Raw genomic sequence first — 26,274 nt, forward strand, 5'->3', positions numbered from 1 at the left:
AGGCTCCTGCCCCTCAGTCACCTGAATCATTACAGGGCCCTGATGTTGAACCACTGCCGGATATCCCCGTAGCAGAACACCGGGCCGTCCTTGCAGACAAAATTCGGACCCCACTGGCAGTGTCCACAGTGTCCCGTTGCGCACTTCATATTGCGCTCCATGGAAAGGAAGATAGCTGATTTCGGTACCCCCGCCTGGCGCAGGGTCCGGATGCAGAAGCGCATCATGATCTCCGGGCCGCAGACGAAGGCGACCGTCCTGGCCGCGTCGAACTCGGCTGCCTGCAGGGGGTCGGTAATAACGCCGATATGCCCCTGCCACTCGTCGACGGCGTGATCGACCGATTGCACCAGTTCCAGCGCTTGCATCCACCGCTCCAGTTCCGACTGGAAGAGACGCTCTGCCGGGCGTCGCGCACCATAGAAAAGCCTTACGCGACTGGTCTGGATACCGCTGCGCAACACGCTGTAGATCACCGGTCGCAAGGGGGCCAGGCCCAGCCCACCGGCGATAATCACCAGGTCACTGCCGGCCGCTATTTCCAGCGGCCAGCCATTCCCGAAGGGGCCCCGAACACCCACCTGGTCCCCACGCCGCAATCGTTCCAGCGCGGCCGTTACCTGGCCCTGTGTGCGGATGGTATGAACCAGGCTCCCGTCCCGCGATTCAGGGCCACTCATCGAGATGGGGACTTCGCCGGCACCGAAGGCATAGAGCATGTTGAACTGCCCGGGACGAAAGGCATCCGAATCGTCCTGCTCGGGGGACAGGTGCAGCGTGAAAGTGCCGGGATATTCCTCCTGGCGATGCTCGATACGGTACATCTGCGGAATCACTGGCGATCCCCAACCAGCGGAGACGGTTGGGCGTAAACATCCAGCAGCTGGATTCGCGCAGCCTGTAGCCGCTCGGTGGCGATCCGGGCAAAGCGCTGCATCAGCTGGAACCCCAATCGTGGCTCTGCCTCACATTTTTCCCGCAGGCACTTGCCGTTGAGGCGTATCGCGTGTACCTGATCCATCGCGCGGCCGTCGAAGGTCCACTGGTAGGGGGGGAACAGCCAGGACCAGCCAAAGACGTCGCCGTCATGGAGGGTCTGCAGACAGATTGGCCCACGATCCGGACGGTAGGTTTCCACTGCGACCCTGCCCTTGCGAATCAGGAAGAAGTAGTCCGCCGGCTCGTTCTCCTGTGCCAGGTAGTCCCCGGCAGCGTATATAGCGTTCTCTCCGCAGCCAGCGATGAACTCCAGGTCTGCCGGGGCCAGGTCGCGGAAGAAAGGGTGTTCACGGAGCATGTCGGGGATCTTCTGCATTATTGCTCCGGGCCGGGTTTCTCGAGTTCACGGATGTTCCGCACTTCCTCGGTAAGGTCGATACCCACCGGGCACCAGGTAATACAGCGCCCGCAACCCACACAGCCGGAAGAACCGAACTGGTCGTGCCAGGTGGCCAGTTTGTGGGTCATCCACTGCCGGTAGCGAGATCGCGTATCGGCTCGTACGGGGCCACCGGTGACATAGCTGAAGTCAGCGGTAAAACAGGAATCCCAGCGCTCCCAGCGTTCGGCATGGTCGCCACTCAGGTCGGTGGTGTCCTCCACCGTGGAGCAGAAGCACGTCGGGCAGGCCATGGTGCAATTGGCGCAACTCAGGCAGCGCTCGGCGACCTGGTCCCACGATGCACTCTCGTAGTTGCGGTAGAGCAGTTCCTTCAGGTCGGAGCTGTCAAACCGGCGGGGCCCCTCTTCCATCTGGCGCACGGCATTCTGAACGCCCCGGGCCGCAGCCTCCTCGTGCCGTTTCCCAGAAGGCGTCACCGGTAACTGGCGCAGGACCTGGCTGCCGCGGTATGAATCGCTGCCAATCAGGAAATAATGCTCATCACCATCGATTACTTCGGTCATCGCCAGGTCAGTGGCGAGGGTCACCTTCGGTCCAGTATTCATCGAGGTGCAGAAGCAGGTGGCGGCTGCGGAAGTGCAGTTCACCGCGACAATAAACAGATTGCTGCGCCTGTGGGCGTAATTTTCATTGGAGTGCTGGTCGTCGACAAATACCCGGTCCTGTATGGCGATGGCATGAAGCTCACAGCTGCGTACGCCGAGAAAAGCCATTCGGGGTGGCTCTTCAGTAATTTCCGTTACCTGGATGTCATCGGTGTCCTTGCGCGCCTTCCATACCTGTCGGCGCGGCAACTGCAGGAATTTTTTCCATGAATGCGGCCCGACCGCATAGCCGAAATAGGCGTCATCGTCACGGCGCTCCAGGCGGTAACAGCCCTTTTCCTGCCTATCGGTCCAGCCCTGAGGCAGGTCTGCGGCGGACGCAACGGTGTCGTAGGTAATTGCCTTGTCACGCAGCACAGGTCCCATCACCTGGAAGCCTTCCTTTCGGATCGCCTGGACCAGGAGGTCCAGGTCACCTGCCTGCAATATAAAGTCCTGCATCATGTGCTGCCGTGACCGTTATTCCCCCTGGTGCGCGTAAATAAATCTGTGCGGTTGGCCCTAAGTACCAACGCAGATCTATTATTTAGGCTGATTGTAGGAACCGGCAGGCCAGCTTGAGAGGAGGCAGGTGACAATGTCCGAGGAGCAGCACCAAGAGGCACTATCGCGAACTGTGACGGAAAAGCTCCGGAATGGCCAGGTGGTGACAATACGCCCAATAAACCGGGGCGATATTGACCTGGAGCGGGAATTTATCACCAACCTGTCGGCGGAGTCCCGTCATTTCCGGTTCCTGGGCGGTGTCGGAAAACCGAGCCAGCAGATGCTGGAAAGGCTGACAGATGTCGATCACAACCAGCGCGAGGCATTTATCGCCATCATCAGCGAAAACGGGGCAGAAAAGGAAATCGGTGTCTCCCGCTACGCGCTGGAAGCGGGTGGCGCAGCTGCTGAGTGTGCCGTCGTGGTTGCGGACGACTGGCAGATGCAGGGCCTGGGCACCCTGCTGTTGAATCGACTGATCGAGTCGGCACGGGCCAGGGGCGTCGGGCACCTCTACTCGATTGACTCGGCGGAAAACACACGGTTGCAGAAAGTAGCCAAAGCCATGGGTTGGGAATGCCATACGGATCCCGAGGATCACACCCAGCTCATTTACCGGCTTGATCTCACCGCAGAATCGTAACCAGGCAGGCATGGCGGGGGGCCGCGCCGGGGCGCTCCCTCCCCCCCCCCCCCCTCTCCATCAGCTGATACTACTGCACCCGCCGGTTTCCTCAACGCACCCTGTTTACCCAGCCGTCTCGCCCGAGGACCCGTATCATGCCGCACAGTCATTACATCCGTTGGTTTGAGTGCATCTCACTGGGCGATATCGCGGAAGTTGGCGGAAAGACCGCCTCTCTCGGTGAAATGTACCGGGCCCTGGCGCCCCAGGGCATTCGTGTCCCCAACGGGTTTGCCATCACCGCCAATGCCTACCGCGCAGTACTGGACCAGGGCAATACCCGGGATACTTTGCACGAACTGCTGCGTGATGTGGGCAATGCCGGAGGTGATAAGCAGGGCCAGATTGCCGCGGAAGCCCGTAACGCCGTGTATGAATCAGGATTACCGGACGACCTGGCCCGGGAAATCACCGATGCCTATGTCGAACTGTGCGAACAGTATGGCCCGCAGCTCAGGGTTGCCGTGCGCAGCTCCGCCACCGCAGAGGACCTGCCCGACGCCAGCTTTGCCGGCCAGCACGACAGCTTCCTCAATATTGGTGACTCCGAAGGGCTACTGGAGGCCTGTCGTCGCTGTTTTGCGTCGTTATTTACCGAGCGTGCAATCAGTTACCGGGAGCGCAACGGGTTCGATCATTTCAAGGTGGCACTCACCATCGCGGTGATGAAAATGGTCCGGGCGGACCTGGCCGCCAGTGGCGTTATGTTCAGCCTGGACACGGACAGCGGTTTCCGCGACGTAGTCTTTATCAATTCGGCATATGGGCTGGGCGAAAATATCGTCCAGGGGGCCGTGGACCCGGATGAGTTCTACGTGCACAAGCCAACTTACGAGCAGGGCTATCGTTGTGTCTTGCGCCGCCAGCTGGGCGCCAAGCAGCAGACACTGGTCTGCGATGAAGACCTGAACAGCCAGGAGCTGCATAACATCGATACCCCCGGGGCCCGTCGCGAAATTTACAGCCTGGATGACGACGATGTACTGACCCTGGCGGATTACGCGATTCGCACCGAGAAGCATTACAGCAGCGTACGGGGCGTGGACTGCCCCATGGATATGGAGTGGGCAAAGGACGGCGATGACGGGCAGCTGTACCTCCTCCAGGCGCGGCCGGAAACCGTTGCCTCACAGAAGCCGCGTAACCAGCTTAAGCGTTACCATTTCAGGGAAAAGCCAGACAGCGAATCCCTGCGCGCCAGCGGGCGGGCTATCGGTACCGGTATTGCCAGTGGCACCCTGCGCAGGGTGGACAGCGTGGACCAGCTGGCAGGCTTCGGGGATGGCGAGGTACTGTTCGCCGAAAGCACCAGTCCCGACTGGGGCCCGGCCATGCGGCGCGCGGCGGCACTGGTTACCGAGCGTGGTGGCAGGACCTGTCATGCGGCCATTGTTGCGCGGGAATTTGGTATCCCGGCGGTGGTCGGCATTGGCGACGAAGGCCGCAACCTGCAGGCGGGCCAGATCGTCACCCTGTCCTGCGCCCAGGGTGACGTGGGCAGGGTCTACGACGGGGAGATACCGTTCGAGGTAACCACGATCGAGCTGGACCATATTCCCCGGCCAGAGACCAGGATGATGATCAACCTGGCCAGCCCGGACCAGGCATTTCGGCTGAGCGCCCTGCCCTGCGATGGTGTCGGCCTGGCGCGTATGGAGTTTATCGTCAATGAACATATCATGGCCCACCCGATGGCGCTGGCCCACCCAGAAAGGGTCGACGATGAAAAGGACAGGCAAAAGCTCCAGCAACTGACGGCCGGTCACGAAAGTGGTGGGGCATTTTTCATCGAAAAACTGTCCGAGGGAATCGGCACCATTGCCGCTACTTTCTACCCCCGGCCAGTGATTGTGCGTACTTCGGATTTCAAGACCAATGAGTACGCGCGGTTGGTGGGTGGAGCCGGCTTCGAGCCCCATGAAGAGAACCCGATGCTGGGGTTCCGGGGGGCCGCCCGGTATGCCCACGAGGCCTATGCCGATGGCTTTGCGCTGGAGTGTGCCGCCCTGAAACGGGCACGGGAAGCAATGGGCCTGGATAATATCAAGGTGATGATTCCCTTTTGCCGACGCATTCCCGAGGGCGAGCAGGTGTTGCAGGCGATGGCTGACCACGGGTTGGAACAGGGGAGGAACGGCCTGGAGGTCTACGTCATGTGCGAGATCCCCAATAACGTGGTGCAGATAGACGCATTCAGCCAGCTGTTCGACGGTATCTCCATCGGCTCCAATGACCTGACGCAGCTGGTGCTCGGTGTAGACCGGGATTCAGACATTGTCGCCTTTGATTTCGACGAGCGGGATCCTGGCGTATTGGAAATGCTGCGGCTCGCTATTGAGGGCGCACAACGCAACGGTATTCCGGCCGGTATCTGCGGCGAGGCGCCGTCGAACTACCCGGAAGTGGCCGAGTACCTGGTGGAACTGGGGATCGATTCCATCAGCCTGAGCCCGGATGCATTGTTGCGCACCATCGAGAGGGTGGCGGCCATCGAGGAAAAGAAAAAATCGGGATAGGTGCAGCCGGCGGTCGCGTCGCGGCCAGCGGCCGCTCCTGCGGGTGGGGATGCGCACTCACCGATTTTGTAGGAGCGACTGCCAGCCGCGATTACCTCCGGGTTATCGAGCCCCGATCGCGTCCGCGGGCCGCTCCTACAAGGGGTGAAGCACACTCACGGATTTCGTAGGAGCGGCCCATGGCCGCGAAAACTATGTCCCAGAAGATTTCCCAAACGTGGCGGTTCACCGCGCTATCCGGCAGCTGTATTACTCTCGCGCCAGTTCGAAATGCGCAACAGCAGCTCCATCGCCAGTAACTGCAGCATCGCCAACGACAACAGGCCTGTCCAGTGTGCCAGGCTCACTGGCGAAACGCCCAGCACACCCTGCATCAGAGGCGAGTACATCGACAGGATATGCAGACCCTGGGCCGCCAGTGTCCCCAGTAGCAGCACCGGGTTGGAGAAAAACGGCTGGTGGAAGATGGAGCGGACTTCCGAGCGGCTGTTGAACACCTGCACATTCTCAAACAGCACCATCAGCAGCAGCACACTGTTACGCGCCTGCTCTACCTGCCAGCCCTGCTGCAGGAGCCAGTAAAAGCAACTGAAGGCGACACCGCCCATCACCAGGCCGGAGGTAATCACCCGGCGTAGCATCAGCGGATCGAACAGCGACTCCCTGGGCGGGCGCGGCGGGCGCTGCATCTCATCACCCTCTCCCGGCTCCAGTGCCAGGCCCACGCTCTGCACACTGTTGGTAACCAGGTTGAGCCATAACAGCTGAACCGGCGTCAGCGGTAACGGCATTGCGAAGGCGGTGCTCAATACGAACAGGACAATTTCAGCGGCGCCAGTGGAAATCAGGAAGAACACGACCTTACGGATATTCCGGTAGGCGATGCGCCCCTCCTCTACCCCGGCCACCACCGAGGCGAAATTGTCGTCGGTCAGCAGCAGGTCAGCGGATTCCTTCGCCACCTCGGTTCCCCTTTCTCCCATGGCCACACCGACATGGGCGCTATGCAGCGCCGGGGCATCGTTGACCCCGTCTCCGGTTACCGCGACAAACTCACCCTGGCGCTGCAGCGATTGTACAATGGTCAGCTTCTGCTCCGGCGAAACCCGCGCGTAAACACGGGTACCGGATGTCAGCTGGTCGACAGCCGTGCTGCCCTGGGCCTCCGCCCGTGCCAGCTCCATACCGGTCACAGCCCCGTCTTCACGGTCCGCAAGTTTCAGTTCCCGGGCAATGCTCAGGGCAGTGTGCGGATGGTCGCCGGTGAGCATGCACACATGGATGCCGGCGGCACGGCAGTCCGACACCGCCTGTGCCGCTTCCGGGCGCAGTGGATCCACCATGCCGACCAATCCCAGCAGGCAAAGGTTATGCAGTTGTTCGGGGAAAACACGGTCGCTTGCGGGCAGTTTGCCCTCGGCCAGCGCAAGGACCCGCGCCCCGCGCTCGGCCAGGCTCTTCATCGCGTCCAGAGCGCGACTATTGTCCAGGGGGACATCGCCCGCTGCAGTGGCCATGCTGCTGCACATGGGCAACAGTTTTTCCAGCGCGCCCTTCACGCAGCTAAGTCCCCGTTCGCCGTCATTGTGCAGGGTCGCGGCATAACCCAGAGCGGGTTCGTAGTGGATCTGGGAGCAAAGCGGATATCGAGCCAGTAAATGACCGCGCTCGATACCACATTTACAGGCCATGACCAGTAGTGCCTGGTCCACAGCGTCGCCGCTGCCCTGCCACTGGCCATCATCTGTCCTGTGTACCTCCGCCTCGTTGCAGAGCGCGGCGACGCGACACAGTCGATCAATCACCTCGTCGCTGGGATGATTTGTGCCGATGTGGTAATTGCGGTCGTCCAGCAGGGCCACCTCGCTGGCCGTGAGCCGGTTCTCTGTCAGGGTGCCGGTTTTATCAGCGGCAATAACGGTGCAGGAGCCCAGGCTCTCCACGGCTACCAGTTTGCGGACAATGACATGCCGCCTGACCATACGACGTGTGCCAATGGAAAGCACCACCGTCAGCGCCATCGGCAGGCCCTCGGGAATGGCAGAAACTGCCAGGGCTACCGCCGTCATGAATATCAATAGTGGCGGGGTATCCCGGGCGAGTTCGATCGCAGCCAGCAGCGCCACGCTGACCAGTAACGCGATGGTGAGTTTTTTGCTGAAGCGCTCGATACGCTGGAACAGCGGTGGCTTCGCCTCCTCCGCAGATTCCAGGCTCAGGCTCAGCTTGCCAACCTCGGTCGCGAGGCCGGTACCGGTGACCACCCCCCTGCCACGGCCCGAGGCAACCAGGCTGCCAGCGAAACACTGGTTAAACCTTTCCGCCAGCGGTGCGTCCGGTGCACAGAGTAGGTCACTGTCCTTGCCCACCGGCAATGACTCACCGGTAAGGACGGACTCATCCACTTCCAGGCCTTTTGCCTCTAGCAGGTACAGGTCGGCCGGTACCCGATCCCCTGAACCCAGCAGCACCAGGTCTCCCGGTACCAGCTCCTCTCCAGGAATCTCGATGGTTTCGCCGTCCCGCACTACCTGTACCCGGTTCACCATCAGTTTGCGCAGGGCCTGCGCACTGCGATGGGCGTGGTACTCCTGCAGGGCCCCGATTACCGCATTGAGCAGCAGAATCAACCCGATAAACGTGGCATCCGCCAGTTTGCCGACACCCAGGGATACCGCCATCGCCGCCAGCAGCACATAGATCAGTGGGCTGGCGAACTGGCGCAGGAAGAGCCGCGGGAACCCTGGCAGGCGTGGCGTTGGCAGCGCGTTGGGGCCATATGTTGAGAGCCGCCGGCTGGCCTCTGCCGTGGTCAGGCCCGCATCGCTACTGTCGAGTAACGCGGTCACTTCCCGGGGCGACAGGGATTGCCACTGGCGCTGGGGGTTGCTGTCAGGCATTGCAACTCGGGATTGGGGGAACTGGATAAACAAACATTAGCAGCCCCGGCCAGATCGGCGGGGCGTTCTCCGGCAGTGCCAACCGGGGAATCCAGCTGCATTCCGGGCTAGCTATACGGTTGCACTCACGGCCGGAAGCCTGCCACTGCCATTACGTCTTTACTGAACAGTGACATGCCAATACAGCGGTTGCCAATGAGTTTTCTGCAAACACTTCGGATGTGCTGGCCAGTCTTGCCCGCCCCAGGCTGGCGAGTACGATTGTCGGTTCCTGTCCGGACCATGCTGGTTTTGCTGTCACTGGCCGGTGCGGCAGTGGCGGATCAGGCGAAAGCGGAACAGGTGCTGGAAGTATTCGTGCGGGATGGATGTCCCCATTGTGCCGCAGCCAAGGAATACCTGCCACAGTTCGCCCACGAGCACCCCGGGCTGCGCATTGTCTACCGCTCACTGGACAGTGACCCGCGAGCTGCTGAGGACCTTGCCCGGCACTCACGCCGCGCCGGCGCCTGGCCACCGGGCGTGCCCACTTTCGTGACCGAGGACCGGGTACTGGTGGGTTTTGCCAGCCCCGGGGTTACCGGGCCGCAACTCACGGAACTGGTGAAAGGAGGCGCTGCAACGCCGGGAAAGACTGAAGCGGCAGGCCCCGGTGGACTGGATGTCGCCGACCTTGGCCTGCCGCTGTTCACAATCGCCCTGGGACTGGTCGACGGCTTCAACCCCTGTGCCATGTGGGTGTTACTGGTACTGCTATCGATACTGGTCAGGTTGCAGGATCGTCGTCGCATGGCATTGATTGCGGGTACCTTCGTACTGGTCAGCGGGGCTGTTTACTACATGTTTATGGCAGCCTGGCTGAACCTGTTCCTGCTGGTGGGGGTTTCCGCACTGTTGCGCTGGTTGCTCGGAGGCGTGGCGCTGGCGATCGGTGCCCTCAACCTCCGGGACTTTTTCCGCAGCGGGGACCAATGCGGGCGCGACTACACGCTGTCGATCCCGGAATCCGCCAAACCGGGGCTCTATGAGCGGCTGAGGCGGGTACTGCGGGCCGATAGCCTGGCAGCGTCACTGGTTGGCGTTGCGCTGCTCGCGATCCTGGTGAATTTTATCGAGCTGCTGTGCACGGCCGGGCTCCCGGCAATCTATACAGCGGTACTGTCCCGGCAGGAGCTGGGGGCCGGCGCGTATTACGCCTACCTGGGGCTTTATATCCTTGCCTACATCGCCGACGACCTGTTGATGGTAAGCATCGCGGTTATCGCCCTGGGCAGCCGGAGGCTGACAGACAGGGCCGGGCGCTGGCTGAAATTTACCAGCGGGCTGGTGATGCTGGTCCTGGGCGTGATCCTGGTGCTGTTCCCGCAATTGCTCGTATAGCTTGCTGGCCTGGCCATCGTTGCGGTAACCGGACCCCGCTGAGAATCCAGCCTTGCATCGCACGAAGCGGTGATTACCGGTTGGCATCCCCCTTGTCTCTCTCGTTATCCCCCTGCAGGGATTCCTGATCGCGAGGCATACTGGCGCTGTCTGCATTCAGCAGGATCACTTCGATCTCCTCGGTGATTTCCTCCTGCCGAAGCTGGCTGGCTTTGCGATGCAGCAAATCCAGTTTCTCATCCAGGTAATGACTGGCACCTTCCAGGTGCTGCATGCGTTGCTGGTTCTCAGCCATCAGTGACAGGTAAATGATTTTCTGCAACGACTGCAGAAGGTATTCCTCCGCCAGTTCACGCACAAGGGTTGCCGGGGACAGGTTGAGTTGCGGTGGGCAAGGATAACGCTGCACGCGATTTCGCAGCCCCTGGAACGGCGGCAAAAGCTCATCCTCCACCACCGCCTTCCGCTGTGGGTCCCGGTAGAGCACTGTAAGTGCCGTGGCGCTTGCACCCTGCAGCTCAGCCAGCCGCACCAGCAGTTGCTGCAGCCGCGAGTTGACCTCATCCGCCAGCGCTGCACCGTCCAGCGCCGCGACAAACCGGGGATGGCCCTCCAGCCTTGCGCATAGCCGGCGCCCCCAACCGATAATACCGGGCCAGGCATCGCTGCGGACAGGTTCCCGCGCGAGGCACTCCTCCAGCCTCTCTACCAGGCTCTCATTAAAGCTTCCGCAGAAGCCACGTTCGGAGCCGATCAGCAGGTAGACGTGGCGCAGCTCCCCCACCGGCGATGGCAGGGCATCGGGAAAATAGCTGAGCAGGTCTGCTGCCGCAGTGTTCATCGTCTCGACTACCCGGCGCTGGCTGTCGAGGCTCTGCGCCAGCCGGCGAACCTCCATAAAGGCCATCGCTTTCATTGCGCCGACAATCTCACGGGTTTCGCCCAGTTGCCTTTCGTGCCGGGCCAGCTCCTGCTGGCGGCTCATGTTGCTGCACCCTCAACAGTGGAGAACACCTCCCGGGTTAGGCAGGTCCAGTGTCGCCGCGGGTCGTCCAGGACTAATTCACTGGTTTCCATCCTCGCCTGCAACTGTGCCAGGAACTGCCGCACCTGCTGTGGGTCCAGGTTATCGAGCAGGCCATCGTTAAACGCAACCATCCACGCCAGCTGGTACTCGATCGACAGGGGCGCAAGGCGCTCCTGCTTGAGAACTTCCCGCAGCACCCGGCCACGCCGGATAGCCTTTTCCATTCCCGCTTCCAGCCGGGCACCAAAGCGGGTAAACATTTCCAGCTCGAGAAACTGCAGGTAATCGAGCTTCATACGCCCTCCTTCCCGCTTGACCGCCGGGTGCTGCGCACGGCCGCCTATCCGGGATACCGACATGGGGATATCGATGGCGGGCCGGAACCCCGCAGTGAACAGTTCACGGTTCAGGTAGACCTGGCCATCGGTGATGGAAATCAGGTTGGTGGGGATATATGCGGCAATCTCGCCCTGCTTGGTCTCCACAATTGGCAGCGCGGTCATGCTGCCGCCACCCTCATCCGGGCCCAGGCAGGTAGCACGCTCCAGCAGGCGCGCGTGGACGGAAAAAATATCGCCTGGATAGGCCTCGCGACCCGGCGGGCGCCGCAACAACAGGGACAGTTCCCGATAGGTTTTTGCGTGAGTAGAGAGATCGTCGTATACCACCAGGGTGTGGTGGCCCCGTCGCATCCAGTACTCGGCTATGCTGCAGCCGGCAAAAGGCGCCAGGTGCTGCAGCCCTGGTAGTGCGCTGGCTTCCGCTACCACCACGGTGGTGTAGTCCATGGCGAAATAGTCCCGTAGCAGGCGGATGGTGTTCACCACTGCCGAGCGCTTCTGGCCGATCAGCACATAAACACAGCGCACGCCCGAGTTGCGCTGGTTGATCACCGCGTCCAGGGCGAGCGCGCTGCGCCCCAGGCCCTCGTCTCCGATCAGCAACTGTCGCTGACCGCAACCGATGGGGATAAGCGTGTCCAGCACCTTGTTGCCGGTATACATCGGCCGATGCACGAAGTCCCGCTGCGTAATCGGTGGAGACGCCATTTCCATACGTCGCCAGCCCTGGCTATCCACTGTCCCCTTGCCATCGAGCGGATTACCCAGCGGGTCCACGACCCTGCCCAGCAGTGCATCCCCCACCGGCAATCCCAGTGGCCGCGGATACCGGTGTGCGGTTGTGCCGGCAGTCAGTTGCTCGGTCTCTATTAGCAGCACAGCGCCCAGCAGGTTGCCCGAGAGGTCGAACACAAGGCCCCGGCTGCCATCGGCGAATTCAAGTAGGTCATCCATAGCCGCGGTTGGCAGGCCGGCGACCCAGGCGATGCCGTCACCGACTGAAACCACCCGTCCCTGCTCGTGGATGCGCAGCTGTGGCCGATAGCCCTCCAGCCAGCGTGCCCGGTCCGGCAATAGCCTGTCGTTCACGATCCCGCCTGTGGCAGTTCGGTAAATGCCTGCAGCTCGTCCCGGACACTGGCCCCCAGCTGCCACGGGCCGACAGTAATGCGCAGGCCGGCTAGCAACTTCGGGTCCTCGACAAAGTGGCAGCGGATACCAGGTTGCAGGACCTCGCCCAGTACCTCCTCAATGTCCCTTCGCTGGTCCTCCTCCAGCGGGAAGGCGCTGGTGACCTCAGCCAGTTCGCCCCGCTCCGCAAGCTGCTCCCGCAACGGCGCGCGCTGTTCATCCGGGAGCTCATCCAGGGAGCGCAGCAGAAGCTCCAGCAAGCGCTGCTCGAGCTCCGGCCCTGCGCCCTGCTGCAGTAGCCGTGCCGCGAACTGGCCGCCCTGGCGCAGGGCTGCCTGCTCCAGCTGCCGCTGTAGCTCCCTCCGCTGGCGCTCGTCGGCAACCTCTGCCTGCTGGCGCCGCTGTTGCAATGACTCCTCGAGCTCCGCCTGCCGCTTTGTGCGCTCCGTGCGCATCTCGGCCTCGAGATCCTCCCGCATCTGCTCGCTCTCAATTGCCCACTGGGACAGCCGCTGCTCGTATTGCCGCTGTAGGCTGGCGGCCTCCGCACGGGTCTGTTCAGCCGTGGCCAGGCTTTCCTCGATGCTTTCTTGCCGTCGGGCAATAACGGATTGCAGCGGCTTGTAGAAAAACCGCTTGAGGATCCACACAAGTACCAGGAAGTTAATGATTTCCAGCAGGAAGGTCGACCAGCTGAGCTCCACGGCTTACCCCTCCTGCTACGACGCCGACTCGAGCAGGTATTCCAGCAGTGGATTGCGGAACAGGATGATCAGCGCAATCACCAGCACATAGATTGCCAGGGATTCAATCATAGCCAGACCGATAAACAGGGTACGCATGATCGAACGTTCTGCTTCCGGCTGTCGAGCCAGGGCATCCAGCGCGCTGCTGATGGCCCGCCCCATGGCAAATGCGGGAAGCAGCACGCCAATCGCGATGCCCAGCATGGCTGCGATGGTTGAAAGCAGCGCAAACCAGGATATGTCATTCATCGCGCTCTCCTTGCGGCTGTTGCCTGAGTTGTTGGGACTGAAGCCCACCGGCAATATAGATCAGCGCCAGCATGCCAAAGATATAGGCCTGTACCAGGGCTTCGACAATATGCAGCATCAGTATAGGAACCGGGGCCAGGAATCCCGCTACCAGCAGTATCAGCAGTGCCGCCATTTCCAGGCTCATGATGTTCCCGAACAGGCGAACTGCCAGTGCAACCGTGCGGGTGACCTCGCTGATCAGGTGGAACGGCAACAGCAAGGGGCTGGGGGTCAGGTAATGGCGCAGGTAGGGTCTCAAACCCTGGCTGCGGATACCGAACCAGTGCACTGAGAGGAATACCAGTATCGCCAGGGCTGCGGTGGCCGACAGGTCCCGCGTCGGTGAATGGACCCCGGGCAGCAGGCCGCAGAGATTGGCCACCACCAGGAAGATCCACAGGGTGGCAATAAACGGCAACAGCAGCCTGACATGGTCCGGCGCCACTGCGCGGATGGCACCCTCTATGGCCCCGACGACGCCCTCGGCCACAGCCTGTGCAGGGCCGGGTCGTTCCCGCAGGCGTCCCGAAATCAACCAGGCCATCAACCAGAGCCCCAGCATTACTGCCCATGTGGTCACCACGGTGCCAGTGACCTGGACCGGTCCCAGATTGAAGAATACGGTGGGAAAGAGCTCGCCGTCGCGCATTCACTTTTCCCTGATCAGCAGGTAGACATTGGTGGCGCCTACCACCAGCCCGACAAAAATAAGGCTCAGGGTCCAACGGGTGGAGTAGCCCCCCGCCAGGCTGTCCAGCCAGAGCCCCAGGTAGGCACCGCCGACGACCGGCAAGACAAGCACCAGACCCAGGGTGCCAATATAAATGGTCTGTGCGAAAAGGGTGGGCCGTTCCCGCTCTGCCCTTCGCATTCTCCGCGCCTGGCGCTCGACCCTGTTCTTCAGGGCCCTGTCGTTGTCTTCCCTCATTGTGGTCTACTCCTGCAGGATCTGCCGATGGCCCGACTCCCAGAGACGCTTGAGCAACGATTCCTCAAGGCGCCGGAGACTCTCTTTCATATCCTGCAGCGCCCGCTCTTCAACCAGTAACTGCTCCTGCAGCAATCCGGAGATCCGTTCGTAATCCCTGTCGACCATAAAGTGCCGGGTGCAGACCTGCAGCCGGTTGTCGAGAAAATAGAGCAGCCCGCCGGGCAGTGCCAGGTAGTGCCATTCCCCGTCGATACAGCGAAAGCGGCTCAGGCCGAACACCAGGGAAGTTATGCAGCGCATATGGCCGGCGAGGATACCGAAGCTGCCGGATGCATCCTCACCGACGAAAGAAATGACACCCTCGACCTTCCGCAGCTCGGTGGCGGAAAGCAGTTCCAGGGTAAAGCTGTTCATTTTGCCCGGTCCCGCATGCTGCCGCGCATGTAGCAGTCGTCTTCCCCCAGCTCATCATAGTCGCCACGCAGGAAGGCCTCGCAGTCCGCAAGGGTTTCCTCCAGGGGGACAGAGACGCCTGCGATACCCGTGTGGGAGGCGATGACGTTAAAGGGTTGGGTCAGGTAGCGTTGCAGTTTGCGGGCACGCAGCACAATCCGTCGATCCTGCCGGGACAGCTCCTCGATACCCAACATGGCGATAATGTCCTCCAGCTCCCGGTAGCGTGCCAGTTGTTCGCGCACTCCCTCGGCCACTGCATAATGGTGGTCGCCGACAGTCTGGCGGTCCATCGCGCGGCTGGCGGACTGCAGCGGCTCCACAGCCGGGTAGATCCCCTTCCCCGCCTGCGCCCGGGATAGCACAACCGCAGAGTCCAGGTGGCCCAGGATCGCGTCCACCGCCGGGTCGGTCATATCGTCGGCGGGCACATAGACTGCCTCTACCGCGGTAATCGCCCCTGAGCGGGTGGAGAGTATGCGCTCCTGGAGCTCGGCCACCTCACTGATCAGGGTGGGCTGGTAGCCGACCGTGGCCGGCATCCGGCCAAGCAGGCTGGAAATCTCACTGCCGGCCTGTACGAAGCGGAAGATATTGTCCATTACGAACAGTACTTCCCTGGCCACGGAATCGCGCAGGTACTCGGCGTAGGTAAGCGCCGACAGGCCGATGCGAAAGCGCACCCCCGGCGACTCGTCCATCTGGCCAAAGCACATCAGGGTCTGGTCCATAACCCCCGCCTCGCGCATCTCGTGCCATAGCTCGTGCCCCTCGCGAATCCGCTCTCCCACACCAGCGAATACAGAGACGCCGCTATGGAGAGCGGCCACGGCGTGCATGAACTCCATCACCAGCACGGTCTTGCCTACACCAGCACCGCCGAACAGCCCTGTCTTGCCGCCGCGCACGAAGGGGCACAAAAGATCGATCACCTTGATACCGGTCTGGAGGATGTCACCGGTATCGACCGCATCCCACAGGGCAGTCGGTGGCGTATGAATATTCCGATATTCATCCGTTTCAAGCGCAGGCGCGCCGTCGAGCGGTTCACCAAAAATATTCAACAGGCGTCCAAGGCAATCGATGGAAACCGGGACGTGCAATGGCGCGCCGGTATCGTAAACCGGCCTGCCCCGGCACAGCCCGCCGGTGCGGTGCAGGGTAATGGCCCGCGCGTGATGCTGGTCCAGGTGCTGGTGGACTTCAAACAGGTAAGTCTCACCATCGACAAAAGCCTTCAATGCCCTGCGCAAAGGCGGGAGCCGCTGGCAACGGATCACCACCACCGGGCCGTGTACCTCGGTAATGACACCGATTTGGGCTGCCGGGGTGACGCTGCACTCATCAGGACTTAACTGATCCACAGTTCTCCTACTCGCCGAATCTGCTCCCCACAGGATAGAAACACCAGGGGTGCGCGAGCGACTTATCGACAGGGAAGGCAAATCATTGCAGCACCGGGCGCCTGTCTGCCCGTAAGCCTTGCCCCCAGCATAGCTGCACATCCCGGTATATTGGCAGCCAAATGCGCAGCTTTCAGGCCCTTCAATTGATAATTCTGTCAAGCTTCTCCGGAGCAATCCGAATGGGCCGTTACCATGAAAACCGTTAGTTCGATCGGGAAGATACTGCTCCTGCTATTGACACCACTGGCGGTGAGCGCCGAGCCAGAAGAGAAACAGGCCGTGGAGACCTTTATCAGTGAGTTTATGGAGGATTTCTCTGACAGCAGCCTCGCGCCAGCCAGAGTAGCTGATGAGTACTTCGCCGGAGCACCGGTTTTTTACGTGGGCGAGATGCCCGGGCTGAGTGATAGCCCGGAAATTAGCGCGGTGATGTTGAATGTTTTCCGTGAAAAGTTTCATGTTACTTCCCACCCCTTCACCAGGCATGTAATAGAGACACTGTCGGTCGGCGATGATGGAACTGCCGCGATTCTTGTCGCCTTTCGCCGTCCCCACGAAACAAAGCCCCGAGTGGACGATTTCTGCAATATCTTTAGCCTTGCGAAACTGGGTGGCGCCTGGAGGATTACCACCTGGTCACTCTTTGCGCTAAGCGGCGCACCGGAGTGCTCCAGGCGTTATTGATTAACCTGCTGATGGGCAGGCCAGCCGGTCAGTCCGGGGCCTTAGCCGCCGGCGGACCCTGGTGTAGCCTGGTAAAGGTGTCACCCTTTTATGTGGCGCTTTCCGGCTTGCTATGACTGTTCGAATGTGGTGCCCATGACCGGCGCGCGTTTGATCTCGACAGCCAGTATGCGCAGGAACTTCTCAATATAGTGAGGCGGGAAATGCGTGACCGCCACCTTAACCCCGAACTTCAAGGTACAGTGCACTGGGTGAGGGAGTTACTGCGGGAAAGTAGCGACTGGGCCGTATTGCTTGCCGCCCGTGGCGGGCATATACGGCCCTGGCCGACACCGATGAAAGGAGGAAAAAATGAAGACATTTGTTGTAAAGGCACCCGGCGGGCTCGACCGGCTCGAAATCACGGAGAGGCCGGACCCGGGCGAACCCGGCCCGGGAGAAATCCGGGTCGCACTGCATGCCACGTCTCTCAATTTCCACGATTACCTGGTAGCTGCCGGGCAGATTGCCACGGAAGACGGCCGGGTACTGATGTCCGACGGCGCAGGTACTGTGGAGGCTGTCGGCGAGGGCGTCACCGAATTCAGTCCCGGTGACCAGGTTGTCTCCTGTTTCTTTCCGCAGTGGCCCGATGGGCTTGCAGGGCTGGGCGTTGGCAGCTTCGCCGGTACCCCCGGGGATGGCATCGATGGCTTTGCCGCGAGTCACGCGGTGCGCCCGCAGAGTGCCTTTACCCATGCACCCCGCGGGTGGAGCCACACAGAGGCGGCAACCATTACCACCGCCGGGCTTACCGCATGGCGTGCACTGGTTGTCGATGGGGGACTCAAGGCGGGTGACACGGTACTGACACTGGGAACCGGGGGCGTGTCCATTGCCGCCCTGCAAATCGCCAGGGCCATGGGCGCCAGGGTTATCGCCACTTCGTCTTCCGACGAGAAACTGGAGCGCGTCAGCGACATGGGCGCCGGTCACACCATCAACTACAAGCGTGAGGAAAACTGGGGCAAAAAAGTACTGGAACTCACCGACGGCCGGGGTGTGGACCACATCGTAGAGGTCGGGGGGCCCGGCACCCTTGAACAGTCCATCAAGGCAGTCCGTATCGGCGGGCATATCGCCCTGATCGGTGTATTGACCGGCACATCCGGCGAGGTGCCCACCGCGATGCTGATGGCCAAGCAGGCTCGGCTACAGGGGTTGGTCGTGGGCAGCCGCCGTAACCAGCAGGAGTATGTGGCCGCGCTCAACCAGACAGGAATCCGCCCGGTAATTGACCGCACTTTCCCGTTCGAGGAGCTGGGTGACGCTTTCCGCTATGAGGAGAGCGGCGCGCACTTTGGCAAGATCTGTGTAGAGTGGTGATGCCGGTGCGGCCCCCCCTGCAGAGCCGATGCCATGTTCCGGGCTAACCGATAAACTCGCCCAGGTAGTCCAGCAACATGCTCACCTTGGGCGACAGGTGACGGTTGTGGGGGTAGACGCCCCAGATACCGTCATCCTCCTCCCGGTAGTGCTCCAGCAGGGAAATGAGGCGGCCTGAACGCAAGTGTTCGTCGACGTAGTAGTCCGGCAATTGCACGAGACCGATCCCCTTCAGCGCCGCATCTACCAGAGCCTGTCCACTGTTGCAGCGGATACTGCCACTCACCCGGATATCCCTCGATCGCCCCTGCTCCCGGAAGCGCCAGTATTCGAGGGTCCCCGGCAGGCAGTTGTGTTGCCCCAGCTCCGACAGGCTGTGGGGTTCGCCGTGGGCGGCCAGGTAAGCGGGGGAGGCGCAGACATACAACGTGCGGGATCCCAGTCGCCGCGCCATCATGCTCGAGTCGTCCAGCTTGCCCAGGCGGATGGCGAGATCGTAGCCCTCCGCCACCAGGTCCAGCTTCTGGTTGGTCAGCTGCATATCCACTTCCAGCTCCGGGTAGCGGAGGGCAAAATCATTTACCAGTGGCGCCAGTGTGGTCTCGCCGTAGGTGACGGGGGCGGTCAGCCTGAGCCGGCCCCGTGGCACCTGCTGCAGGTCGCTTACAGCCCGCTCAGCCTCCTCAAGGCCGTCGAGAACCTGGCGGCAATGCTGGTAGTACACCTGCCCCACCTCTGTCACCGACACCTTGCGCGTGGTGCGATACAGCAGTTTGGTCGACAGCCTGGACTCGAGGGCGCTGACCTGCCGACTGACCTGGGCGGTGGAGATCCCCAGCCTGCGGGCGGCGCCGGTAAAGCTGCCGGCCTCGGCCACTGCGACAAATTCACTGACTCCTTCCCACTCGCGCATTGCTTGCCCCATCAATACTTCGCCACAATTATTACCACCTGGTAAATATGATTTACCAAAATCGCCGATTATAGCCCGAATGGAAACAGTTAGACTGCCCGCCATATCGCGGCATACCGCCGCCCTATTACCGAGGAGAGCCTTATGACCGGGACCATCAAAGCCAGGGCCGCCGTGGCCTGGGGCGCGGGACAACCGCTATCGGTGGAGGAAATTGATGTGATGCCACCGCAGGCCGGCGAGGTCCGCATCCGTGTGGTTGCCTCCGGGGTGTGCCACACCGATGCCTTTACCCTGTCCGGTGACGACCCGGAAGGTATTTTCCCGGCCGTTCTCGGCCATGAGGGAGGCGGTATTGTGGAATCTGTGGGTGAAGGCGTGACCAGCCTGGCAGTAGGCGACCATGTGATCCCTCTGTACACACCGGAATGCGGCGAATGTAAATTCTGCCTGTCCGGCAAGACCAACCTGTGCGGCAAGATCCGCGAAACCCAGGGCAAGGGGCTGATGCCGGACGGCACCACCCGTTTCTACAAGGATGGAGAGCCGATTTACCATTACATGGGTTGCTCAACCTTCTCCGAGTACACGGTGCTGCCGGAAATATCGCTGGCCAAGGTGGACAAGGCGGCACCACTGGAAGAAGTCTGCCTGCTGGGCTGTGGTGTCACCACCGGTATGGGCGCGGTAATGAATACCGCAAAAGTCGAGGAGGGAGCGACCGTCGCCATCTTTGGCCTCGGCGGTATCGGCCTGTCGGCAGTGATCGGCGCCACCATGGCCCGGGCCGGGCGTATCATTGCCATCGACATCAATGAGGGCAAATTCGACCTGGCCCGCCAGCTGGGTGCCACCGACTGCATCAACCCGAAGCACTACGACAAGCCGATCCAGGAAGTGATCGTCGAGCTGACCGATGGGGGCGTGGACTATTCCTTCGAGTGTATTGGCAATGTCGACGTGATGCGGTCCGCGCTGGAATGCTGCCACAAGGGCTGGGGTGAATCGGTCATCATCGGTGTGGCCGGGGCCGGCCAGGAAATCTCCACCCGTCCGTTCCAGCTGGTCACCGGCCGGGTCTGGAAAGGCACCGCTTTCGGCGGGGTCAAGGGACGTTCCGAACTACCCGAGTACGTGGAGCGCTACCTGGCCGGAGAGTTCAAGCTGAACGATTTTATCACCCACACCATGGGATTGGAGGCCATCAACGAGGCCTTCCACCTGATGCACAGCGGCGAAAGCATTCGCTCCGTGATCCATTTCGATCACTGACCGGGGCCTTCCCATGACCTTTGAAAACCTGAGCAGTAACAAGAGCTTTGGCGGCTGGCACAAGCAATACCGCCACCGCTCCGATGTACTCAACTGCGATATGCGCTTTGCCATCTACCTGCCGCCGCAGGCGGCAGATGGCCAGCGGGTGCCGGTGCTCTACTGGTTATCCGGCCTGACCTGCACGGATGAGAATTTCATGCAGAAAGCCGCCGCCCAGCAGATTGCCGCAAGGCTGGGCATGGCGCTGGTGGCGCCGGACACCAGTCCGCGAGGCGAGGCGGTAGCCGACGACGAGGGTTACGACCTGGGCCAGGGCGCGGGGTTCTATGTCAATGCCAGCCGCGATCCCTGGAGCCGTCACTACCACATGTACGACTACGTACTCGATGAGCTACCGGCCCTGGTCGAAGAAATGTTTCCCGTAAATGACAAGCGGTCCATCAGCGGCCACTCCATGGGTGGCCACGGCGCCCTGGTGCTGGCGCTGCGCAACCCCCGGCGGTTCCATTCAGTGTCTGCATTCAGCCCCATTGCCAACCCGGTCGACAGTACCTGGGGCAGGAAGGCATTTACGGCTTACCTGGGAGAGGACACCGCGGGTTGGGAAGCCTACGATGCGAGCCTGCTGATGCGTAGTTTTGCGAACGAGGCACAGGTACCGGCACTGGTGGACCAGGGTCAAGCCGACAACTTCCTGTCAGAACAACTGAAGCCGGAAGCACTGCAGATGGCAGCGCTGGTCAGAAACTACCCGCTGCAATTACGGCGCCATGATGGTTATGACCACAGCTACTTTTTTATTGCCAGTTTTATTGGCGAGCACCTGCAGTTCCATGCACGGCATCTGGGACTCCAGGCACCTGCACCGGGTAGCTGGAGCTGACAACCGCTGGCACCAACTGGCCGGTAGGCTGGCTGGTGCTACCCCGCCGGTGTACGAATCGCCAGTAGGCGCTCCTCGGTCATGTCGGCAATCGCCCAGCGAATGCCCTCGCGGCCCAGGCCGGAGTCCTTGACCCCGCCATAGGGCATATTGTCGACCCGCCAGCTGGGGACATCACCGATAATCACGCCACCCACCTCGAGCTGGTCCCATGCTTTCTGCGCCCGGTAGAGGTCGCGGGTAAATATGCCTGCCTGCAGGCCAAAGGCGCTGTCATTGACCCGCGCCAACACGTCGTCGAAGTCTTCGAAAGACTCGAGGACAGCCACTGGGCCAAAGGCTTCTTCCTCTACCACTGCGCAGCCCCGGGGCACATTCTCCAGCAGGGTCGGGTCCAGCATGGCCCCGTCCCGCTCGCCACCGCACAGCAGTGTTCCACCCTGCTCTACCCCTTCCCGGATCCAGTTGTGCAGTCGCGTGGCTTCCCCTTCGGAAATCATCGGGCCGATAAAGGTTTCCTCGTCGTGCGGGTCCCCCTTGACCAGCTGCCGCGTGCGTTCGACCAGCCGTCGCTTCAGCTCTGCATAAATACTGCTGTGCCCGTATATCCTCTGCACACCGATACAGCTCTGGCCGGACTGGTAAAAGGCACCGAAAACCAGGCGCTCCACCGCGTCGTCCAGGTCGGTATCCGCATCCACTACACAGGCCGCGTTGCCCCCCAGTTCCAGCACCACTTTCTTGCGTCCAGCACGGGCTTTGAGGTCCCAGCCGACGGCCGGTGACCCGGTAAAACTGAGCAGTTTGAAACGATCATCCACGGTAAAGAGGTCGGCGCCCTCCCGGTGACAGGGCAGCACCGAGAAGGCTCCCTTTGGCAGGTCCGTCTCCGCCAGGACCTCGGCAATAATCAGCGCGCCCACCGGCGTGCGACTCGCGGGCTTGAGCACAAACGGGCAGCCGGCGGCGATCGCCGGCGCCACCTTGTGGGCGGCCAGGTTCAACGGGAAGTTAAATGGCGAGATAAACGAACAGGCCCCCACCGGTACACGCTTGACAAAACCGCGATAGCCCCTGGCACGGGGAGATATTTCCAGGTTGATGACTTCGCCATCGATACGTACCGACTCCTCTGCGGCTACCCGAAAGGTGTCGATCAGCCGCGTAACCTCGCCGCGGGCATCCCCGATGGGTTTGCCGGCCTCGATGCAAAGTGCCTCGGCCAGCTCGTCATAGCGCTCCTTAAAACGTGTGACACAGTGGTTGAGTACCGCCTGGCGCTCGTACGGTGCCATTGCGGCCATCGGTTTCTCGGCTTTCACCGCCCAGTCGATGGCCCTATCGATGGTTTCTGTCGCTGCCAGCGCCACCCGGGTGGCCACATCCCCGGAATATTTATCGAGCACTTCCAGGTCGGTGTTGGCCGCCACCGCCTCATTGGCCAGGTAATAAGGATAGGATTCCCGGAGCATGCCGCTCTCCTTCTGGTATTGTCAGGTGGCCCAGCCGGGCTGGCCATTAATCACAGCTTGCCGGACAGCTCACGAATTTCGCGGTTGAGTATGCGATCGTTGTCCGCGTAATCGACCTGCACGTCGATCAGGTGCACACCGCCCTCCTGGCAGCACTTCCGGATCAGTGGCTTGAGTTCGGCGGTGGCCTTGATGCGATGGCCCCTGGCCCCGTAGGCCTCCGCGTAAGCAACGAAATCCGGGTTGCCGAAATCCAGCCCGAAATCGTGGAAGTCCATCTGCTTCTGCTTCCACTTGATCATGCCGTAACCATCGTCGCGCAACAGCAGGATGATCAGGTCCTGCTTGAGCCGTACGGCAGTCTCCAGTTCCTGGGAGTTCATCATGAAGCCGCCGTCACCACAGATGGCCATCACCTTGCGGTCCGGGAAGACCAGCTTGGCCGCCATGGCCGATGGCAGGCCGGCACCCATGGTGGCCAGGGCGTTGTCCAGCAATACGGAATTGGGGGAGTGCGCAGGATAGTTACGCGCGAACCAGATCTTGTACATGCCGTTATCAAGGGCAAGGATGCCGTCCTCCGGCATGACATCGCGGATTTCCTTCACCAGGCGTTGCGGCTTGATCGGGAAGCTGTCATCGCCACAACCATCGTGAATATGTTTCTGCAGCGCATCACGAATCCGGTGTGCGTCGGAAAAACTCCAGTGATCCTGGGGTTCCAGTCGCTCTTTCAGCTGCCACAGGCTGTTGGCGATATCGCCTACCACCTCGATCTGCGGGAAATACACCGGGTCCACCTGGGCTGAGTTGAAGTTGATGTGCACCACCTCGGCACCGCCGGGGCGCATAAAGAATGGCGGTTTCTCCACCACATCGTGGCCGACATTGATAATCAGGTCGGCCTGGTCGATGGCCCGGTGCACAAAATCGTGATCGGAAAGTGCGGTGTTACCGATAAAGTGCGGACCCGACTCGTCGATCACACCCTTGCCCATCTGGGTGGTAACCGCGGGAATGCCCAGTTTTTCGACGAACTCCCGCAACATTTTGGCGGTCAACTTGCGGTTGCCCCCCGCACCAATCAGTAACAGCGGTCTGCGCGCGGCGGTGATCGCCTCCGCTGCCTGGCGGATCGCTTTTTCTTCGGCAATGGGCCGGCGGGTATAGCTGGGCTCCAGTACCGGCATGGTGGAATGCTCGTGGGCAATATCCTCGGGCAACTCCAGGTGCGTCGCGCCGGGGCGCTCCTCCTGCGCCTGGCGGAAAGCCTCCCGCACATGGGCAGGCACATTGTCACCACTGACGATGGTGCGCGTGAACTTGGTCAGGGGCTGCATCATGTCGACGATATCGATAATCTGGAATTGACCCTGCTTGGAGCTCTTGATGGGTTTCTGTCCGGTAACCATCACCATGGGCATGGCGCCCAGCTGGGCATAGGCGGCGGCTGTCACCAGGTTGGTGGCGCCGGGACCGAGTGTAGACAGGCACACAGCGGATCTGCCGGTCAGCCGGCCATAGGTTGCAGCCATAAAGCCCGCAGCCTGCTCATGGCGCGTGATAATGAGCTCGATCTTCGAACCGCGGAGGGACTCCAGTAAATCGAGGTTCTCCTCGCCCGGGATGGCGAATACATATTCAACGCCCTCGGCTTCCAGTGCGCGTACAAACAAATCGGATGCTTTCATTGACGTCTATCCTGTTACTCTTGTGACTACTTATCGCTCTGCCTTACAGATATATCATTGTCGCGGCTTGGATGCGAACAGGTTGAGCGCCATGCGCTCGGAGAGGTAGCGGGTCACCTGGAGCCCCTTGATACTGTTACCGGCGTCATCCAGGGGCGGGGAAAAGGTGGCCAGGCCGCCCTTCCCGGGGATCACCGTAATCAGCCCCCCGCTGACACCGCTCTTGCCGGGCAGCCCGGTCTCGTAGAGCCAATCACCAGTCAGTTCATACAGCCCGGCGGTTGCCAATACCGCCAGCACCCGCTTGGATACAGCGGTACCCACGACGCGCTCACCGGACAGCGGGTTCACACCGCCGCCGGCCAGTGTGGCACTCATTACTGCCAGGTCCCGGGTCGTGACATTGATAGAACACTGTCGTGTGTAGACATCCGTTGCCTCCATGGCGTCGCAGTACATCCGCTCATATCCCTCGAGCAATTTAGCGACGCCGCGATTGCGCTGGTTGGTCGCCATCTCCGAGTTGTAGGCAGTTTCATTAATTTCCAGTCGGCGACCCGCGAAGCGGGACAGACCGTCTAGCACAAAGCGCCATTTTTCCTCCGCGGTCTTACCCGGCGCCAGGCTGGTGGTGGCAATGGCACCGGCATTGACCATGGTATTGGTAAGGCGATCGGGGCTGAGTTCCAGGGCGATCACGGAATCGTAGGGCATGCCGGTAGCGTTGACGCCAATCTTCCTGCGGGCCTCCTCCACGCCTATGGCCTGGCATACCAGGGCGAACACAAAGGGTTTGGACACGCTCTGAATCGTGAAAGAGTGATCCGCATCACCTTCTGCATGCTGGGTGCCATCGACGCTGGTGATGCACGCGCCAAACAGGTCCCGCGGCACCTCTGCCAGCACCGGGATGTAATCCGCCACCCTGCCCTCGTCGCCAACCCGGTACAGCTCATAGGCATCGTGTAGCATGGCCGCTACCGTGCCGGCGGCCGGGAGGCTGCCGGTGGAAATAATCGAGGTCTTTTCCTGGGCCTCTGGCGGTAGGGGTTCGTGCATGGCGAGGGGTCCGGTGCCTGGCAAATCGGGATGCGGCTGCCGGACCAGTCTAGACCAGGGAGCGCCCTGTCTCGCAGCCGCAGCCGCAGCAGGACTCAGGGACGATAGTGGCTGGGCAGGTGCGAGAGGTTATCCAGCTCGCACTCCTCACTGTAGTGAATCAGCGCGCGCTCTATCCTGTCTGGGATATGGTTACGCAGCTTCCCGGTCTCGGCGATGATCGCCTCCTCAATATCGCTCAGCGAAACCTGCATCAGGTCATAGCGGACAAGCACCTCTTCCCCTTTAATCCAGAGACCGTCGATACCCTTGAGTGACTGAACTGACGCCATCACCCGGTCACGGGCCTCTGCATTGAGCTTTTTCGTCAGCCTGATCCTGTGGGCCTTGAACACAGCGGTACCGAGCTGTTTCTCCGCCAGCCCGAAGGTGGCCTCACCCACATACAGGTGTGGCCAGCGCTGGAAGCGGGAACGGCAGTGCTCGGAGCAGAAAGAATACTTGATATGCCGGTGTTGCCAGCTGTGAGCCCCCTCCGGCACCGTGGCACCGCAGACCGGGTCGCGCGACTGTCCAAGCAATGAGTGAGCCATCGGCTGTACCGTTGTGTTCGGGTGTTCGTGCTATCCGTA

Annotated in this window: 24 protein-coding genes; 7 read left to right on the forward strand and 17 right to left on the reverse strand. The window is 61.3% G+C overall.

Translation table 11 applies throughout. The features are described from left to right. Positions 1 to 29: 29 nt before the first annotated feature. Genes LVD10_RS01340 through LVD10_RS01350 form a run of 3 tightly spaced genes read right to left on the reverse strand, consistent with a single transcriptional unit; the run spans position 30 to position 2,451 of the window. Positions 30 to 836: an FAD/NAD(P)-binding protein gene (locus LVD10_RS01340; RefSeq protein WP_237061470.1), complete on the reverse strand. Its 807-nt coding sequence runs from the start codon at positions 834 to 836 to the stop codon at positions 30 to 32. Further along, entirely contained in the window at positions 833 to 1,315 is a 483-nt protein-coding gene (locus tag LVD10_RS01345) for a cyclic nucleotide-binding domain-containing protein (protein ID WP_232942502.1), read from the reverse strand. The genes LVD10_RS01340 and LVD10_RS01345 overlap by 4 nt, the downstream gene beginning before the upstream one ends. Then, positions 1,315 to 2,451: a 4Fe-4S dicluster domain-containing protein gene (locus LVD10_RS01350; protein ID WP_237061472.1), complete on the reverse strand. Its 1,137-nt coding sequence runs from the start codon at positions 2,449 to 2,451 to the stop codon at positions 1,315 to 1,317. The genes LVD10_RS01345 and LVD10_RS01350 overlap by 1 nt, the downstream gene beginning before the upstream one ends. A 133-nt stretch (positions 2,452 to 2,584) precedes the next feature. Here LVD10_RS01350 and LVD10_RS01355 point away from each other — a divergent pair, with 133 nt between their 5' ends. After that, complete coding sequence (locus LVD10_RS01355) at positions 2,585 to 3,136, forward strand: GNAT family N-acetyltransferase (protein WP_232942506.1); 552 nt, start codon at positions 2,585 to 2,587, stop codon at positions 3,134 to 3,136. Positions 3,137 to 3,273: 137 nt separating this feature from the next. Continuing rightward, the gene (ppsA, locus tag LVD10_RS01360) at positions 3,274 to 5,694 is read left to right on the forward strand and encodes a phosphoenolpyruvate synthase (protein ID WP_237061473.1); all 2,421 of its coding nucleotides are present in this window, start codon (positions 3,274 to 3,276) and stop codon (positions 5,692 to 5,694) included. Between the two features lie 233 nt (positions 5,695 to 5,927). Here ppsA and LVD10_RS01365 read toward each other — a convergent pair whose 3' ends face one another. Then, positions 5,928 to 8,594: a cation-translocating P-type ATPase gene (locus LVD10_RS01365; protein ID WP_237061474.1), complete on the reverse strand. Its 2,667-nt coding sequence runs from the start codon at positions 8,592 to 8,594 to the stop codon at positions 5,928 to 5,930. 261 nt (positions 8,595 to 8,855) lie between these two features. Here LVD10_RS01365 and LVD10_RS01370 point away from each other — a divergent pair, with 261 nt between their 5' ends. Beyond that, the gene (locus LVD10_RS01370; protein ID WP_237061475.1) at positions 8,856 to 9,974 is read left to right on the forward strand and encodes a glutaredoxin family protein; all 1,119 of its coding nucleotides are present in this window, start codon (positions 8,856 to 8,858) and stop codon (positions 9,972 to 9,974) included. A gap of 73 nt (positions 9,975 to 10,047) precedes the next feature. Here the strand turns inward: LVD10_RS01370 and LVD10_RS01375 are convergent, their stop codons facing one another. From LVD10_RS01375 to atpD, 8 genes are read right to left on the reverse strand one after another with little or no spacing between them, the layout of a single operon-like run. Further along, a complete protein-coding gene (locus tag LVD10_RS01375; protein ID WP_237061476.1) occupies positions 10,048 to 10,959 on the reverse strand; it encodes a F0F1 ATP synthase subunit gamma in 912 nt (303 codons plus the stop codon). Beyond that, positions 10,956 to 12,431, reverse strand: a complete 1,476-nt coding sequence (locus LVD10_RS01380; protein ID WP_237061477.1) for a F0F1 ATP synthase subunit alpha — start codon at positions 12,429 to 12,431, stop codon at positions 10,956 to 10,958. The genes LVD10_RS01375 and LVD10_RS01380 overlap by 4 nt, the downstream gene beginning before the upstream one ends. Then, the gene (locus LVD10_RS01385; RefSeq protein WP_237061479.1) at positions 12,428 to 13,177 is read right to left on the reverse strand and encodes a F0F1 ATP synthase subunit delta; all 750 of its coding nucleotides are present in this window, start codon (positions 13,175 to 13,177) and stop codon (positions 12,428 to 12,430) included. The genes LVD10_RS01380 and LVD10_RS01385 overlap by 4 nt, the downstream gene beginning before the upstream one ends. Before the next feature lie 15 nt (positions 13,178 to 13,192). Further along, positions 13,193 to 13,468, reverse strand: coding sequence for an ATP synthase subunit C-like protein (locus tag LVD10_RS01390; RefSeq protein WP_232942519.1), 276 nt, complete (start codon positions 13,466 to 13,468; stop codon positions 13,193 to 13,195). Next, entirely contained in the window at positions 13,461 to 14,159 is a 699-nt protein-coding gene (locus tag LVD10_RS01395) for a F0F1 ATP synthase subunit A (protein WP_232942521.1), read from the reverse strand. The genes LVD10_RS01390 and LVD10_RS01395 overlap by 8 nt, the downstream gene beginning before the upstream one ends. Beyond that, positions 14,160 to 14,438 carry an AtpZ/AtpI family protein gene (locus LVD10_RS01400; RefSeq protein WP_232942523.1) on the reverse strand — a complete coding sequence of 93 codons (279 nt, stop codon included), beginning with the start codon at positions 14,436 to 14,438 and terminating at the stop codon, positions 14,160 to 14,162. It lies immediately after the preceding gene. Positions 14,439 to 14,444: 6 nt separating this feature from the next. Next, positions 14,445 to 14,855: a F0F1 ATP synthase subunit delta/epsilon gene (locus LVD10_RS01405; RefSeq protein ID WP_237061480.1), complete on the reverse strand. Its 411-nt coding sequence runs from the start codon at positions 14,853 to 14,855 to the stop codon at positions 14,445 to 14,447. Continuing rightward, positions 14,852 to 16,258, reverse strand: coding sequence for a F0F1 ATP synthase subunit beta (gene atpD / locus LVD10_RS01410; RefSeq protein ID WP_369413270.1), 1,407 nt, complete (start codon positions 16,256 to 16,258; stop codon positions 14,852 to 14,854). The genes LVD10_RS01405 and atpD overlap by 4 nt, the downstream gene beginning before the upstream one ends. A 234-nt stretch (positions 16,259 to 16,492) precedes the next feature. On the opposite strand from atpD, the gene LVD10_RS01415 reads away from it, so the two are divergent. Together LVD10_RS01415 and LVD10_RS01420 are read left to right on the forward strand one after the other, a co-directional pair. Next, positions 16,493 to 16,984, forward strand: coding sequence for a hypothetical protein (locus tag LVD10_RS01415; RefSeq protein WP_237061481.1), 492 nt, complete (start codon positions 16,493 to 16,495; stop codon positions 16,982 to 16,984). Positions 16,985 to 17,335: 351 nt separating this feature from the next. After that, complete coding sequence (locus tag LVD10_RS01420; protein ID WP_237061485.1) at positions 17,336 to 18,349, forward strand: zinc-dependent alcohol dehydrogenase family protein; 1,014 nt, start codon at positions 17,336 to 17,338, stop codon at positions 18,347 to 18,349. A gap of 43 nt (positions 18,350 to 18,392) precedes the next feature. Here the strand turns inward: LVD10_RS01420 and LVD10_RS01425 are convergent, their stop codons facing one another. Beyond that, positions 18,393 to 19,262, reverse strand: coding sequence for a LysR family transcriptional regulator (locus LVD10_RS01425; protein ID WP_232942533.1), 870 nt, complete (start codon positions 19,260 to 19,262; stop codon positions 18,393 to 18,395). 144 nt (positions 19,263 to 19,406) lie between these two features. Between LVD10_RS01425 and LVD10_RS01430 the strand changes: the two genes are divergently transcribed. Together LVD10_RS01430 and fghA are read left to right on the forward strand one after the other, a co-directional pair. Continuing rightward, positions 19,407 to 20,534 (forward strand): S-(hydroxymethyl)glutathione dehydrogenase/class III alcohol dehydrogenase, encoded by a 1,128-nt coding sequence (locus LVD10_RS01430; RefSeq protein ID WP_237061487.1) that lies wholly within the window; start codon positions 19,407 to 19,409, stop codon positions 20,532 to 20,534. A gap of 13 nt (positions 20,535 to 20,547) precedes the next feature. Continuing rightward, entirely contained in the window at positions 20,548 to 21,420 is an 873-nt protein-coding gene (fghA, locus tag LVD10_RS01435) for an S-formylglutathione hydrolase (protein ID WP_237061489.1), read from the forward strand. Between the two features lie 38 nt (positions 21,421 to 21,458). Here the strand turns inward: fghA and LVD10_RS01440 are convergent, their stop codons facing one another. From LVD10_RS01440 to LVD10_RS01455, 4 genes are all read right to left on the reverse strand, one after another. After that, a complete protein-coding gene (locus LVD10_RS01440; protein ID WP_237061491.1) occupies positions 21,459 to 22,892 on the reverse strand; it encodes an aldehyde dehydrogenase family protein in 1,434 nt (477 codons plus the stop codon). 50 nt (positions 22,893 to 22,942) lie between these two features. Beyond that, a complete protein-coding gene (locus LVD10_RS01445) occupies positions 22,943 to 24,583 on the reverse strand; it encodes an acetolactate synthase large subunit (protein WP_237061493.1) in 1,641 nt (546 codons plus the stop codon). Between the two features lie 54 nt (positions 24,584 to 24,637). Further along, on the reverse strand, positions 24,638 to 25,642 hold the full coding sequence (gene glsA / locus LVD10_RS01450; protein WP_232942542.1) for a glutaminase A: 1,005 nt from the start codon (positions 25,640 to 25,642) through the stop codon (positions 24,638 to 24,640). 95 nt (positions 25,643 to 25,737) lie between these two features. After that, on the reverse strand, positions 25,738 to 26,235 hold the full coding sequence (locus LVD10_RS01455; protein ID WP_232942544.1) for a hypothetical protein: 498 nt from the start codon (positions 26,233 to 26,235) through the stop codon (positions 25,738 to 25,740). Positions 26,236 to 26,274: the final 39 nt, after the last annotated feature.

The organism is Microbulbifer zhoushanensis (assembly GCF_021729055.1).
Lineage (GTDB): Bacteria > Pseudomonadota > Gammaproteobacteria > Pseudomonadales > Cellvibrionaceae > Microbulbifer > Microbulbifer zhoushanensis.